This window comes from Serratia inhibens, assembly GCF_003591175.1.
Taxonomy (GTDB): domain Bacteria; phylum Pseudomonadota; class Gammaproteobacteria; order Enterobacterales; family Enterobacteriaceae; genus Serratia; species Serratia inhibens.
This window is the reverse complement of the sequence record NZ_QYYG01000005.1, coordinates 166,396-181,420: the sequence shown is the minus strand read 5'-3', so window position 1 is coordinate 181,420 and position 15,025 is coordinate 166,396. Positions and strand designations below refer to the sequence as shown.

At 56.7% G+C, this 15,025-nt stretch carries 13 protein-coding genes and 1 pseudogene; 7 read left to right on the top strand and 7 right to left on the bottom strand.

The genetic code is table 11. The annotated features are described in order from the left end of the window. Positions 1-74: 74 nt before the first annotated feature. The 5 genes from secF to queA all read right to left on the bottom strand — a co-directional run bounded on the left by secF (position 75) and on the right by queA (position 5,560). A complete protein-coding gene (secF, locus tag D4100_RS16865) occupies positions 75-1,043 on the bottom strand; it encodes a protein translocase subunit SecF (protein ID WP_006319755.1) in 969 nt (322 codons plus the stop codon). 10 nt (positions 1,044-1,053) lie between these two features. Beyond that, positions 1,054-2,901, bottom strand: coding sequence for a protein translocase subunit SecD (gene secD, locus D4100_RS16860; protein ID WP_006319753.1), 1,848 nt, complete (start codon positions 2,899-2,901; stop codon positions 1,054-1,056). Positions 2,902-2,926: 25 nt separating this feature from the next. Next, on the bottom strand, positions 2,927-3,259 hold the full coding sequence (gene yajC, locus D4100_RS16855) for a preprotein translocase subunit YajC (protein WP_004949246.1): 333 nt from the start codon (positions 3,257-3,259) through the stop codon (positions 2,927-2,929). 33 nt (positions 3,260-3,292) lie between these two features. Continuing rightward, complete coding sequence (gene tgt / locus D4100_RS16850) at positions 3,293-4,417, bottom strand: tRNA guanosine(34) transglycosylase Tgt (RefSeq protein WP_006319751.1); 1,125 nt, start codon at positions 4,415-4,417, stop codon at positions 3,293-3,295. Between the two features lie 72 nt (positions 4,418-4,489). Continuing rightward, the gene (gene queA / locus D4100_RS16845) at positions 4,490-5,560 is read right to left on the bottom strand and encodes a tRNA preQ1(34) S-adenosylmethionine ribosyltransferase-isomerase QueA (protein ID WP_004949242.1); all 1,071 of its coding nucleotides are present in this window, start codon (positions 5,558-5,560) and stop codon (positions 4,490-4,492) included. A gap of 120 nt (positions 5,561-5,680) precedes the next feature. Between queA and D4100_RS16840 the strand changes: the two genes are divergently transcribed. The 3 genes from D4100_RS16840 (at position 5,681) to ggt (ending at position 9,086) form a co-directional block, all read left to right on the top strand. Further along, entirely contained in the window at positions 5,681-6,262 is a 582-nt protein-coding gene (locus D4100_RS16840; RefSeq protein WP_006319747.1) for an ACP phosphodiesterase, read from the top strand. A gap of 228 nt (positions 6,263-6,490) precedes the next feature. Continuing rightward, positions 6,491-7,093, top strand: a complete 603-nt coding sequence (locus D4100_RS16835; protein ID WP_004949238.1) for a peroxiredoxin C — start codon at positions 6,491-6,493, stop codon at positions 7,091-7,093. Positions 7,094-7,322: 229 nt separating this feature from the next. Further along, on the top strand, positions 7,323-9,086 hold the full coding sequence (gene ggt / locus D4100_RS16830; protein WP_119804823.1) for a gamma-glutamyltransferase: 1,764 nt from the start codon (positions 7,323-7,325) through the stop codon (positions 9,084-9,086). A gap of 65 nt (positions 9,087-9,151) precedes the next feature. On the opposite strand, the gene malZ is transcribed toward ggt, so the two are convergent. Then, positions 9,152-10,975, bottom strand: a complete 1,824-nt coding sequence (gene malZ / locus D4100_RS16825) for a maltodextrin glucosidase (RefSeq protein WP_006319738.1) — start codon at positions 10,973-10,975, stop codon at positions 9,152-9,154. Between the two features lie 248 nt (positions 10,976-11,223). Here malZ and D4100_RS16820 point away from each other — a divergent pair, with 248 nt between their 5' ends. The 4 genes and pseudogenes from D4100_RS16820 (at position 11,224) to D4100_RS16805 (ending at position 13,534) form a co-directional block, all read left to right on the top strand. Beyond that, the gene (locus D4100_RS16820; protein WP_199685698.1) at positions 11,224-12,486 is read left to right on the top strand and encodes a mechanosensitive ion channel family protein; all 1,263 of its coding nucleotides are present in this window, start codon (positions 11,224-11,226) and stop codon (positions 12,484-12,486) included. A 135-nt stretch (positions 12,487-12,621) separates the two neighbouring features. Beyond that, positions 12,622-12,885: a hypothetical protein gene (locus D4100_RS16815; protein WP_006319734.1), complete on the top strand. Its 264-nt coding sequence runs from the start codon at positions 12,622-12,624 to the stop codon at positions 12,883-12,885. An 84-nt stretch (positions 12,886-12,969) separates the two neighbouring features. Beyond that, a pseudogene (locus tag D4100_RS16810) lies at positions 12,970-13,247 on the top strand (type II toxin-antitoxin system RelE/ParE family toxin). Next, entirely contained in the window at positions 13,247-13,534 is a 288-nt protein-coding gene (locus D4100_RS16805; RefSeq protein WP_006319733.1) for a HigA family addiction module antitoxin, read from the top strand. Before D4100_RS16810 ends, D4100_RS16805 begins: the two are co-directional and overlap by 1 nt. A gap of 54 nt (positions 13,535-13,588) precedes the next feature. Here the strand turns inward: D4100_RS16805 and proY are convergent, their stop codons facing one another. Then, the gene (gene proY / locus D4100_RS16800; protein ID WP_119804822.1) at positions 13,589-14,995 is read right to left on the bottom strand and encodes a proline-specific permease ProY; all 1,407 of its coding nucleotides are present in this window, start codon (positions 14,993-14,995) and stop codon (positions 13,589-13,591) included. Positions 14,996-15,025 lie beyond the last annotated feature (30 nt).

The following is a 15,025-nucleotide window of genomic DNA, read 5'->3' as shown; positions in this document are numbered from 1 at the left end:
CGCTCCCTCGCCGCAGGCAAAAAAAAGGAGCGCCAAACGGCACTCCTTTTTTACTTCACTGAAAACGCAGCGTATTAAGGCAGAATCGAAGGCTGGTCTGCGCCCTCTTTTTCCACTTTCTGTTGCAGCATGTGCTCGCGTTTCATACCCAGTTTCAACGCCAGCGCGGACGCTACGTAGATCGAGGATACGGTACCGATAGACACGCCGATCAGCATCGCCAACGAGAAGCCATGCAGCATGGCGCCACCGAAGATGTACAGCATCAGCACCACCATCAAGGTAGTACCGGAGGTCATCAATGTGCGGCTCAGCGTTTGGGTCAACGACACGTTCATGATTTCGTAAGGCGTTCCGCGGCGGATCTTGCGGAAGTTCTCACGAATACGGTCGGAAACCACGATGCTGTCGTTCAGCGAGTAACCGATAACCGACATCAATGATGCGACAATGGTCAGGTCAATCTCGATATTGAATAACGACAGCACGCCCATAGTGATGACCACGTCATGCGCCAGCGCAATAACCGCCCCCAGCGCCAGGCGCCATTCGAAGCGGAAACCGACGTAGATCAGGATACAGATCAACGCCACCAGCAGCGCCATGCCACCGGTTTGCGCCAGTTCGCTGCCCACACTCGGGCCGACGAACTCGATACGCTTCACGGTGGCGTTTTTATCCACAGTGTCGTTGATTACGCCGATCACTTTATTACCCAGTTCCTGGCCTGCAGTGCCGGTCGCCGGTGGCATACGCACCATCACGTCACGGCTGCTGCCGAAGTTCTGAATAATCGGGTCCTGGAACCCGGCCTTTTCCAGCGTATCGCGCATCAGATCGAGATTAGCCGGCTTTTCCAGGCTGATTTCGATTACCGTACCGCCGGTAAAATCCAGACCCCAGTTAAACCCGCGTACCGACATGGTGGCGATTGACGCGACCAACAGCAGCAATGAGATGCCGAAGGCCACGTAATCCCAGCGCATAAAGTCATAGACTTTACGGCCGTAGTTGAGTTGTTCAACAGTATAATCCTGTGCCACAACGCACTCCTCAGATAGACAGCTTGTTAATGCGTTTGCCGCCGTAAAGCAGGTTGACGATGGCACGGGTACCGACAATCGCGGTGAACATGGACGTCGCCACACCGATTGCGGTGGTAATCGCAAAGCCCTTGATCGAACCGGTGCCCACTGCGTACAGAATGATCGCGGTGATCAGGGTCGTGATGTTGGCGTCAACGATACTGGAGAACGCGCCTTTATAGCCTTCATGGATCGCCTGTTGAACGGAACGCCCGTTCTTCAGCTCTTCCTTGATACGTTCGTTTATCAGTACGTTGGCGTCGACCGCCACCGCCAGCGTCAGCACGATACCGGCAATGCCCGGCATGGTCAGCGTCGCCCCCGGCAGCAGGGACATCACGCCGACAATCAGTACCAGGTTGGCAACCAGCGCCGTCGTGGCGATCATGCCGAACTTACGGTACCAGACCACCATGAACACGATAGAAGCCACCAGGCCCCACAGACAGGCTTCCAGACCTTGGGTAATGTTCTGTTGCCCCAGGGTTGGGCCGATAGTGCGCTCTTCCACGATCTGGATAGGCGCGATCAGCGCACCGGCGCGCAGCAGCAGCGAGAGCTGGCGTGCTTCGTTCGGGTTGCCGATACCGGTGATACGGAAGCTGTTGCCCAAACGTGACTGAATGTTCGCCACGTTGATCACTTCTTCCTGTTTCACCAGAACCGCACGGCCGTTGGCGTCTTTCTTGCCGCTGTCCTTATACTCCACAAACAGGGTCGCCATCGGCTTGCCGATGTTGTCCTTGGTGAAGTTGGACATTGACGTGCCACCGGCGCTGTCGAGCGAGATATTAACCTGCGGCTGGTTGTATTCGTCGGTGCTGGAGGTGGAGTCGGTGATGTGGTCACCGGTCAGGATCACACGCTTGTACAGCACTACCGGCTGGCCTTCGCGAGTGTTTTTCACCTCGGAATCACCCGGTACACGGCCGTTGGCCGCGGCTGTCGCATCCGCGTTGGTGTTGACCAGGCGGAATTCCAGCGTAGCGGTAGCGCCCAGGATCTCTTTGGCGCGTGCGGTGTCCTGAATACCCGGCAATTCAACCACGATACGATCAGAGCCCTGACGCTGCACCAGCGGTTCGGCAACGCCGAGCTGGTTAACGCGGTTACGCAGGATAGTGATGTTCTGCTGCACCGCATATTCGCGCGCTTCGCTCAGACGAGCATCCGTCAGGCTGGCTTTCAGGGTGTTGGTGCCATTGGCTGAAAGCACCAGATCGCGCTGACGCGGGGTAATGTAGCTGATGGCCTGATCGCGGGCGGCATCGTCACGGAAGCGAACTTCCACGCCGTTGTTGTCCAGCTTGCGGATAGACGCATAAGGAATGCCCTTTTCACGCAGTTCGCTGCGCAGGGTATCCATGGTTTGTTCCTGCAGCTTGCCCAGCGCAGTGTCCATGTCCACTTCCATCAGGAAGTGCACGCCACCACGCAGGTCCAGGCCCAGTTTCATCGGTTCGGCGCCCAGCATGGCCAACCAGGCCGGCGTGGCCGGGGCCAGGTTCAGCGCAACGACGAATTTGTCGCCCAGTTCCGCCATCAAGGCTTCACGGGCACGCAACTGAACGTCAGGATCCTTAAAGCGAGCCAGGATGGCGCCATTTTCCAGCGCAATCGACTTGCTCGCGATATTGTCTTTTTCTAATACGGTACGGACTTGGTCCAGCGTAGTTTCACTGGCGGCGACACCGCGCGCGCCAGTGATTTGTACAGCCGGATCCTCACCATAGAGGTTGGGAAGCGCATAAAGCAGACCGACGATGATCACTACGATCAGCATCAGATACTTCCACAAAGGATAACGGTTTAGCACGGCAATTCCCTTCGGGAAAACAAAATTACAGGGCCTTCATGGTACCTTTCGGCAGAACGGCCGCCACGAAGTCACGCTTGATCATCACTTCCGTGGTGTCGTTCAGCGCAATGGCGATGATGCCGGTGTCAGCCACTTTGGTCACACGGCCAATCAGGCCACCGGTGGTCAGCACTTCATCACCCTTGCCAATCGAGTCCATCAGCTTCTTGTGCTCTTTAGCGCGTTTTTGCTGCGGGCGCAGGATCATGAAATAGAAAATCAGACCAAACACGACCAGCATAATGATCAGAGAGTACGGGCTTCCCTGAGCCGGGGCCCCTGCGGATGCGACGGCGTCAGAAATGAAAAAGCTCATTGAAATTCCCTCATTAAGTTATCAATTATTAATTCAAGCGTTTAAAGGTGGAATCGGTTTGCCGATCCGACCGTAGAAATCCGTAACAAACAGCTCTAATTTACCCTGTTCAATAGCCTGGCGTAAACCCGCCATCAGGCGTTGGTAGTGGCGCAGGTTATGAATGGTATTCAATCGGGCACCCAGTATTTCGTTGCAACGATCGAGATGATGCAAGTAGGCACGGCTGTAATTGCGACACGTGTAGCAATCACAGTCTTTATCCAGCGGAGAAGTATCATCCTTGTGCTTGGCATTACGGATTTTTACCACACCGTCAGTCACGAACAAGTGGCCGTTGCGGGCATTACGCGTTGGCATCACGCAGTCGAACATATCGATGCCGCGACGCACGCCTTCAACCAGATCTTCCGGCTTGCCTACGCCCATCAGGTAACGTGGCTTATCTTCCGGAATTTGCGGGCAAACATGTTCGAGAATGCGATGCATATCCTCTTTTGGCTCGCCTACCGCCAAGCCGCCAACAGCGTAACCATCAAAGCCGATATCCACCAGCCCTTTTACTGAAACATCTCGTAAATCTTCGTAAACACCGCCCTGAATAATACCGAATAAGGCATTTTTATTATTCAGTTCGTCAAAACGTTGACGGCTGCGCTGCGCCCAGCGCAGCGACATTTCCATCGAACTTTTGGCGTAGTCCCAGTCGGCCGGATACGGCGTACATTCATCGAAGATCATTACGATGTCGGAACCCAGATCATTCTGGATTTCCATCGATTTTTCCGGGCTGAGGAACACTTTATCGCCGTTAATCGGATTACGGAAATAAACGCCTTCCTCTTTAATTTTGCGCATCGCCCCCAGGCTGAACACCTGGAAACCGCCGGAGTCGGTCAGGATCGGGCCGTGCCACTGCATGAAATCGTGCAGATCGCCATGCAGTTTCATGATCTCCTGCCCTGGGCGCAGCCACAGGTGGAAAGTGTTGCCCAGCAGGATCTGCGCGCCGGTCTCTTTCACTTCTTCCGGCGTCATGCCCTTTACCGTACCGTAGGTACCGACAGGCATAAAGGCCGGGGTTTCCACCACGCCGCGCTCAAAAATAAGGCGGCCGCGGCGGGCGCGGCCATCGGTTGCTTGTAATTCGTACTTCACAAAACCTCCAGCGCCAGAGAAACAGTCTGGCGTCGTTAAAACAGGGCCACGCCAAATGCGCGACCCGGGGAATCAGGCGCCGACGGATTCGTGCTCCGCCTGCGGGTTACGGCTGATGAACATCGCATCGCCATAGCTGAAGAAACGGTACTGCTCGGCCACCGCCTGCTGATAAGCATGCATGGTGTTTTTATAACCGGCGAAGGCGGATACCAACATGATCAGCGTCGACTCCGGCAGGTGGAAATTGGTCACCAGCGCGTCGATCACCTGATAGTGGTAACCCGGGAAAATAAAGATGCTGGTATCGCCGAAGAACGGCGCAATCAGCGCGTCCTTGCTGGCGTTGGCGGCGCTTTCCAGCGAACGCACGGAGGTGGTTCCCACCGCCACTACGCGCTTGCCGCGTGCTTTGCAGGCCAACACCGCGTCAACCACTTCCTGCGGAACCTCGGCGTATTCCGCGTGCATCACGTGCTCTTCGATGGTTTCCACCCGCACCGGCTGGAAAGTGCCCGCACCCACATGCAGGGTGACAAAAGCCATCTCAATGCCCTTCGCGCGCAACGCAGCCAGCAGCGGCTCATCGAAGTGCAGCCCGGCGGTCGGCGCCGCAACGGCGCCCGGTTTCTCGCTGTAAACCGTCTGATAAAGCTCACGGTCGGCGTCTTCATCCGGCCGATCGATATACGGCGGCAGCGGCATATGGCCAACGGCATTGAGGATAGTGAACACATCGCGTTCATCGTTGAAGCGCAATTCGAACAGCGTATCGTGGCGTGCCACCATGGTAGCGGCAACACTTTCGTCATCGCCCAACAGCAGTTCAGCGCCCGGCTTGGGCGCTTTTGAAGCACGCACATGCGCCAACACCCGATGGTCGTCCAGCACGCGCTCGACCAGCACTTCAATCTTGCCGCCACTGACCTTGCGGCCAAACATACGCGCCGGGATCACCCGGGTATTGTTGAATACCAGCAGATCGCCGGCTTCCAGATTGTCCAGCAGATCGGTGAAAACACCGTGCGTCAGCGCCCCGCTCGGCCCGTCCAGCTGCAGCAAACGGCAACCGCTGCGCTCAGGCTGAGGATAATGGGCAATCAGGGACTCGGGAAGTTCAAAGGAAAAATCGGCGACGCGCATCGGTATTCACTTCTTCAATATAAGACTGGTTGGTAAAAAACAAGCGGCCTAGTCTAAAGCCGCGGGCGGTCAGCAGCAAGAAATAAGGAGGATTTGCGCGACTTCGGATACAATGCCCGGATGAACTTCCTTGCACATCTCCATTTGGCTCAGTTGGCAGAAAGCTCGCTGCTGGGCAACCTGTTGGCCGACTTCGTGCGCGGCAACCCCGCAGGCGAGTACAATCCCGAGGTAGTGGCCGGCATAATGATGCACCGCCGCGTCGACGTACTGACCGACAGCCTGCCGCAGGTGAAGGCCTGTCGTGACTTCTTCAGCGACGAACACCGCCGCGTGGCACCTATCACGCTCGACGTGGTGTGGGATCATTTCCTGGCGCGCCACTGGCAACAGTTGGAGCCGTCCCTCAGCCTGCACAGCTTTACCCAAGAGGCCCGCAGCCAGATCGTTCCGCATTTGCCGCTGACGCCACCGCGCTTTCAGAACCTGAACGGGTATTTATGGCAGGAACGTTGGCTGGAACGCTACGCAGAACTGCCGTTTATCGGCACCGTGCTGGCCGGCATGGCCAGCCGTCGTCCGCGCCTGGCGGCTCTGGCCGGCTCTTTCGCCGACGTGGAGCGCCACTATCATCAGCTTGAAACACAATTCTGGCACTTTTATCCGCAGATGATGCAGCAGGCAAAAGATAAAAAGCTTTAAGCGCAAACTGAACCCATTGAAAATGCGACGCTTTACAAGAAAACGGGTTTTAAGCCTTGCCCTTTTGCGGGAAAAGGTTATTTTAAAGCCAGCTAAATTTAATTAACGAATTTGATAGGTAAAAGCTATCTCATCGATTGGTCTTTTACCCTTTATTCGCCAAGTCTTGGTCCCTATACTGGCCCTTGCTTTTACATCAACCCCTTAACACCTATTACAGGAGTAATTATGGTCCTGGTAACTCGTCAAGCCCCTGACTTCACTGCAGCTGCCGTACTGGGCAGCGGCGAAATCGTTGAAAACTTCAACTTCAAGAAGCACCTGAACGGCAAACCAGCCGTGCTGTTCTTCTGGCCGATGGACTTCACCTTCGTATGTCCTTCTGAGCTGATCGCTTTCGATCACCGCTATGAAGAGTTCCAGAAGCGTGGCGTTGAAGTGGTTGGCGTTTCATTCGACTCAGAATTCGTTCACAACGCATGGCGTAAAACCCCTGTCGAAAATGGCGGCATCGGTGAAGTGAAATACGCTATGGTTGCTGACATCAAGCGTGAAATTCAGAAAGCTTACGGTATCGAGCACCCAGAAGCCGGCGTTGCACTGCGCGGTTCTTTCCTGATCGACAAAGACGGTGTGGTTCGCGCCCAGGTTGTTAACGACCTGCCAATCGGCCGTAACATCGACGAAATGATCCGCACCGTTGACGCGCTGCAATTCCACGAAGAGCACGGCGAAGTGTGCCCGGCTCAGTGGGAAAAAGGCAAAGCAGGTATGGGCGCATCTCCAGACGGCGTAGCTAAATACCTGTCCGAGAACGCTTCCAAGCTGTAATTTCAGCCTGCAAGTGAATCAACCGGCCCTCGCGGCCGGTTTTTTTTGCTCTTTTTTAGGGCAACCTGCCCGTAATTCGGGCTTTATTTCCCTGTTTCCGCTCACATTTCCCGCCCTGAACACCGCGTATTACCTCACCTGTAGCTACTATAAATAACGCTGGCTCGCTCTTTGCAGGGCAAAACGGCAAGCCAATCACAATAAGAACACTGACAGGGTAGGAATAACTATGTTTTTACAGAAATGGAGCAAGCCGCTGACCATGGCGGCGCTGTTGGTCAGCAGCAGCCTGTACGCCGCCTCCAACCCGGCGGTCGAAGCCAAAAATGGCATGGTAGTGACATCGCAACATCTCGCCTCGCAGGTAGGCGTCGATATCCTCAAGCTCGGCGGTAACGCCATCGATGCCGCAGTGGCGGTCGGCTATGCTCAGGCGGTGGTTAACCCCTGCTGCGGCAACATCGGCGGCGGCGGTTTTATGACGGTACACCTGGCCGACGGCACCGACACCTTTATCAACTTCCGTGAAACCGCTCCGGCGGCGGCCAGCGCCAATATGTATCTGGACGCCGAAGGCAACGTGAAAAAAGGCGCCAGCCTGTATGGCTATCTGGCGGCGGGCGTGCCGGGCACCGTGCTGGGCATGGAAACCGCGCGCCAGAAATACGGCAAGCTGAGCCGTGAGCAGGTGATGGGGCCGGCGATCAAACTGGCGCGCGAAGGTTTTGTGCTGACCCGTGCCGATACCGATATCCTCGATACCACCGTCGCCCGTTTCAAACAGGACCCGGAATCCGCCAAAATCTTCCTGCGCCCGGACGGCACCGCACTGCAACCGGGTGACCGTCTGGTGCAAAGCGATCTGGCCAACACCCTGGAAGCCATCGCCAAAGACGGCCCGGACGCCTTCTATAAGGGCAAAGTCCCGCTGGCCGTGGAGGCAGCAGCCAAGCAAGGCGGCGGCATCCTGACGGCCGCCGATTTCGCCAACTATAAAGTCACCGAAACGCCCCCCATTACCTGCAGCTACCGTGGTTATAAATTCGTTTCTGCACCGCCACCCAGCTCCGGCGGCGTAACGCTGTGCGAAATCCTCAACGTGGTCGAAGGTTATGATTTGAAAAGTATGGGCTTCAACTCGGCGGCGGCCATTCACACCCTGACCGAAGCGATGCGCCACGCCTATATGGACCGTAATACCTACCTCGGCGACCCGGAGTTCATCAAGAACCCGATCGATCGCTTGGTCAGCAAGAGCTACGCCGAAGAGATCCGCAAAAAAATTGTTGCAGACAAGGCCACGCCGTCAGAAAACGTGCAGCCGGGCATGGAGCCCCACGAGAAACCGGAAACCACCCATTATTCGATTGTCGATCATGACGGCAACGCCGTCTCCACCACCTATACCGTCAACGGCCGCTTTGGCGCGGTCGTGATAGCACCGGGCACAGGTTTCTTCCTCAACGATGAAATGGACGATTTCACCGTTAAAGTCGGCGAGAAAAACCTGTACGGACTGGTGCAGGGCACCGCCAACAGCATTGCCCCCGGTAAGCGCCCACTATCGTCGATGAGCCCGACGCTGGTGACCAAAGACAACAAAATCTTTATGGTGCTCGGCTCGCCGGGCGGATCGCGCATCATCACCATCACCCTGCAAACCGCACTGAATGTGATCGACCATGGTATGGCGCCGCAGGAAGCGGTGGATGCACCGCGTATCCACCATCAGTGGCTTCCGGATGAGGTTTATTACGAACAACGCGGCGTTTCCGCCGATACGCTGAAACTCCTCAGCGGCATGGGTTACAAGATGGTTGAGCAAACGCCGTGGGGCGCCGCCGAGCTGATTCTGGTGGGTCTGCCGGGTGCCGCAGGCGTCAGCCCGGCCAACTCAGGCAACGACTCGGCGGTTTCCGGCAGGGTACGCGAAGGTTATCTGTACGGCGCCAATGACGTACGCCGCCCGGCGGGTTCTGCGGTAGGCTATTGATCTTATAGAAAGTGTGAACGCACACTAACTTAGTCAGGGGCCGGCTTATCGGCCCCTTCGCTGCCTTAGCCCACCCGTCGCCACAAGGTGACCGACTCTTCGCCCAGTTGCAGCGTCATGCCGTTGTGCGCTTCTCTCAGCTCACCGTGTCCTTCCAGCCGCTGCCATTGGCCTGCAGCCAGCAGCGGGCTGTACGGCAATGCCACTTCACCGCCGCCGCCACGCTGTAACGCCACCAATACCTGTTCCCGTTGATAAAGGCGCACGAACGCCAGAGTTTCACCGACGGCATGCAGCACCTGGCAACCACCGCGACGCAGCGCCAGGCTCTGTTTGCGCAGCGCCGCCATCCGTTGGCACAGCGCCAGCAGGCTCTGATCCCACTGATTCTCATCCCACGGGAACGGCTTGCGACAGAATGGGTCGTTGGCGCCATCCAAGCCAATCTCGTCGCCATAATATAAGCAGGGAACGCCAATCCAGCTCATCAGCCACACCGCCGCCATCTGCATGCGCGCCTGATTGCCCCGCAACAGCGTCAGGAAACGCGCAGTATCATGGCTGTCGAGCTGGTTAAACTGAATCAGTTGACTGCCATGCGGCAACCCGGCACGGTAGCCGTCCATCCACTGCGCACAGTCCGCAGCGTCGATCTGCACCGGATGATGCGCCACGTCCAGCCCGGCCAGAAATCCCCGCACCGGCAGGGCAAAGCCCATATAGTTCATCGCCGCGTCTTCCACGCCGGCATGCAGCCAGCGGCGCGCATCGCCAAAGTGTTCGCCCAGCACGTAGGCCTGCGGGTTTTCCTGTTTGACCGCCTGATAAATGCCGGCCAGATGCCGCAGGTTACCGGTGGCACCACCGTTTTCCCCCAGCATATGCACCACGTCCAGCCGCCAACCGTCGATGCTGTACGGTGGGCGCAACCAATGGCGCACCACGCTACCGTCGCCACCATAAATCGCCTCGGCCACCTGAGGTTCGGCAAAATTGAGTTTCGGCAGGCTGGCGTTGCCTTTCCAGTCCAGTGCCCGGCCGTCAGGGTAGAAATTGAACCAACCGCGGTACGGTGAATCAGGGTGGTGACAGGCGCCGTTGTCGCCCTGCTGATGACGATCAAACCAGGGATGGGAATCGCCGGTATGGTTAAACACCCCGTCCAGCACCAGTTTCATCCCCACCTTGTGAGTACTCACTCGCAAACGCTGCAAGGCGGCGTTGCCACCGAAATAGGGATCAACCTGGTAATAGTCTTCGGTATCGTATTTATGCACGCTCGGTGCGGTGAAAATCGGGTTCAGGTACAGCGCCGTGACGCCCAGTTTCTGCAGATAAGGCAGCTTTTGACTGATGCCATCCAAATCGCCGCCATAGAAAGTGGAAGCGGCATGCCGGTCTTCCAGCGGATGCTGCCAGTCGCGACGCACCACGTCGCAACCGGCCGCGTGATGGCGATAGCTGCCGTTCTGAATGCCGTGCTCGCCGCCGCTGCCGGCGAAACGATCGGGGAAAATTTGATAAAATATCTGATCCGCCACCCAGGCCGGGCTGCGGTCAGGTTCGTCGAGCGCAAACTGCGCCAGTTGGCCCGGCGGGTTCAGTGCCCAGCCCTGCGGCCCGAACCATTGCTGACGATCGGCCCACACCAGCTTGAAGCAGTAGCGCCGCGTGGCCTCTCCTTCGTTCAGCGTCAGGCTGGCCTGATAGCGCCACCGGCCCTCAACGCCCTGCGCTTTCATGATCAGCAGCCATTCTTCGTTATCCGGCTCGGCGCGTAAAAACACCCTTTCAGGCAAATCATCACCCTGTAACCACAGCGTGATATCCAGGCGTTGTCCCTTCTTCACCACAAAGGGCGGGACCGGTTGATGCCAGGCGTTAAGCATACTGTTCTCCTGCTGTACAAAACGAAATCGACGACGTTATTCAATGCCACGAACAATGCCACGTTGAGTGCAAGTCCCCCTCCTCTTTGGCCGCTAAACTCGGGGAGGAGCCGGGGGGTGGAGATAGGCAGCCGGCGGCAACCCTATGTAAAAAAGGGTAAACAGCCGCACATTATGGCCCGCAGCCATTAGGCTAACGTCTTTTGAGTGTATTGGATATTTTTTGCGCATTTTTTAAAGGAGCGATAATGCAACAACAGATAACACTGTGGCTGGAGAAATTCGGGCTGGAATTCAGCGGGGTAATGTCTCTGCTGATGGTGCTGGGGCTAATCGTCCTGATTTCGGTGGTTATCCATCTGGTGCTGCACCGCGTGGTACTGGCGGCAATCCAGCGCCGTGGCCAGCAGTCGCAGCGTGTATGGCAACAGGCGCTCACCCAGTACAAGCTGTTTCAGCGCATGGCGCTGTTGCTGCAAGGGGTCATCATCAATCTGCAGGCAGTGCTGTGGTTGCACGGCGGCGAGACGCAGGCATTCATCGTCACCGCCGCCCAGGTCTGGATCATGGCCTTTGCCCTGCTGTCGCTGTTTTCGCTGCTGGATACGCTGCTGGCGGTGCTGCGCCAAAGCCCGCTGTCGAATCAACTGCCGTTGCGCGGTATTTTCCAGGGGCTGAAACTGGTAGCGGCCATTTTAATCGGCATCATGATCGTTTCATTGCTGATGGGCAAATCGCCGTTGCTGCTGCTCAGCGGCCTGGGTGCGATGACCGCGGTGCTGATGCTGGTGTTCAAGGACCCCATTCTCGGGCTGGTGGCCGGCATACAGCTTTCCGCCAACGATATGCTGAAAATCGGCGACTGGCTGGAGATGCCGAAATACGGCGCAGACGGCGCGGTCACCGACATCGGCCTGACCACGGTAAAAGTACGCAACTGGGACAACACCGTCACCACCATTCCCACCTATGCGCTGATCTCCGATTCCTTCAAGAATTGGCGTTCAATGTCGGAATCCGGCGGGCGGCGCATCAAGCGCAGCATCAATATCGACACCACCAGCGTGCATTTTCTGTCCCCGGAAGAGCAACAGCGCCTGAATCGCAATCCGCTGTTGCAGCGTTATCTGAACGATAAAACGCAAGAACTGAGCCAGTATAATCAGCAGAGTGCCGTGGATCTCAGCTCGCCGCTCAACGGCCGCCGCCTGACCAACCTCGGCACGCTGCGCGCCTACCTGGTGGCTTACCTGCGCGCTCATCCCCATATTCATCAGAGCATGACGCTGATGGTGCGCCAAATGGCACCGACGCCGGAGGGGTTGCCGCTGGAAATTTACGCCTTCACCAACACCACGATATGGGCGGAATACGAGAGCATTCAGGCCGATATCTTTGACCATATTCTGGCGGTGATTAACGAGTTCGATCTGCGCGTGCATCAAACGCCCACCGGCAACGACATGCGTAGCATGCTGAGCCAAATGCGAGCGGCGACGGACGTTTCCTGACGCAGGCTGACGTAATCATGTCTGCTGGTAATACTTCTCTGCCGATTGCCAGCAGATGTCTCCAGGCGCTTTTCTTCTGCGATTAAAACGGCATTAATGTGCCTTTCCTCCGGCCGCACAGAAGAAGAGACACCTTTGCTGAAATCGTTAAAACACCGGTTGTTTACCCTGCTGGCCACCCTGATGTTTATCGGTTGCCTGCATAGCGCCTCGCAGGATGAAAGCCGCATGAGCCGCACGCTGCAACCCTCGCTAAGCGCCCTCAGCAGCAGCATGCAGGATATCCGTGAAGTGCTGGCGCGCTGCGCCGGCGAGGGCAAGGAAGAACGGCTGTGCGACAGTAGTTTGCGCGTTGAAGCACGCGGCTCGGGTGACGATGAACCCGAGGATAGACGATAGTCTGCAAGGGTCAACATAAACCGTTGCGCTGTGCGCAACACCTGACTATGATTCGTGTAACGCAACACCCATGGAGCCATCAGGATGATAAAAAGCTTCAGGCATAAAGGACTCAAGAAATTCTTTGAAACTGGTTCAACGGCTGGCATCGATGCCAAACAGGCGAAAAAATCAGCCTCCGTCTGAGCGTGTTGGATCTGGCTAAGGAAATCAATGATGTAGATCTCCCCGGGTTCTTTCTTCATTCGCTGACGGGCGATCGAACAGGACTGTGGTCAATCACCGTCACTGGCAACTGGCGAATTACGTTTGAATTGTCCGAGGGGGATATCTATATCGTCAATTATGAGGATTATCACTGATGAGCCACATGCATAACCCGCCACATCCCGGAGAACTGCTCAAGGAAACGATGGAGACATTGCAGCTTAGCGCGCGCGGCCTGGCCAGAGCGCTTGATGTAGCGCCATCAACGGTTCAACGTCTGATTACCGGCAAGTCCGATATCTCACCGGAAATGGCTATACGTTTATCGATTGTTATCGGCAGTTCCGAACATGTCTGGATGGGAATGCAGGATGCCTACGATCTCTGGCACGCCAGACAATCCATTGACCTATCGAAACTGCGCAAACTGGATTTTGCCTGACAGACCAGAACAATGAGCTTAAAAAAACACCGGCGCCGGCCGGTGTTTTCATTTTCAATCCTGCTGCTGCGCCAGCACCGCCCGCTTCTTCTGGCGGTTGACCTTGAAGTAATAACCCGCCAGCAACACCGCCACCCACACCAGACCGGCGTAAAGCGATACGCGGGTGGTTGGGAAGTAGCCAATCAGGCCAATGATGAACGCCAGGAAGATAATCGCGACCACGGAGGTGAACACGCCGCCGCGCAGCGGGAACGCCAGTTTTTTCACCTGATCTTTGCTCAGGCTGCGGCGGAAGGCAATTTGCGAGCACAGGATCATGATCCACACCCACACGGTGGCAAAGGTAGCCAACGAGGCAATCACCAGGAACACGTTTTCCGGCATGATGTAGTTGAGATACACCGCCAGCAACAGCGCCAGCATCATCACCAACACCGTGACCCACGGAATGCCGCGTTTCGACACCTTGCCGAACATTTTCGGCGCATGGCCCTGCTCGGCCATCCCGTGCAGCATGCGGCCCACGCCGAACACATCGCTGTTAATCGCCGACAGCGACGCGGTGATCACCACAAAGTTGAGGATGCCGGCGGCTACGGTAATGCCCATGTGCTGGAAGGTCAGCACAAAGGGGCTGCCGTTGGTGCCCACCTGATTCCACGGATAAATCGACATGATGACGAACAGCGTACCGACGTAGAACACCAGGATACGCCACGGTACCGAGTTGATGGCCTTGGGAATCGACGTTTTCGGGTCCTTGGCTTCACCGGCGGTGATACCGATGATCTCGATGCCGCCGTAGGCAAACATCACCAGTTGCAGCGACAGGATCATGCCGATAAAGCCGTTGCTGAAGAAGCCGCCGTTGGACCACAGGTTATGAATGCCGGTCGGTTGCCCGCCGTTGCCAATCCCCCAAATGATGATGCCGATACCGGCGGCGATCATGATGATGATAGTGGCGACCTTGAAGAACGAGAACCAGAACTCCAGCTCACCGAACACCTTCACGCTCATCAGGTTGATGGCCCCGATCACCAGCACCACGCTCAGCACCCAAATCCAGTGCGGCACCTCGGGGAACCAGACGCCCATATAAATACCGAACGCGGTCACGTCGGCGATGGCGACGATCAGGATTTCAAAACAGTAGGTCCAACCGGTGATATACCCGGCCATCGGGCCAAGATAGTCCTGCGCATAGCGGGAAAACGAGCTGGCCTGCGGGTTGTTGACCGACATCTCGCCCAGGGCGCGCATGATGATAAAGGCGACGATACCGCCAATCAGATACGCCAGTAAAACGCTCGGGCCGGCCATTTTAATGGCATCCGCCGAACCGTAGAACAGGCCGGTGCCGATGGCCGAGCCGAGAGCCATAAAGCGGATATGACGCGTGCTGAGACCGCGCTTCAGCTTATTGGCCGCGGGGGCGGAGGGTGACTGTTGTTGCATGAAAATAACCCGTGTTTTTAAACGTAAAAA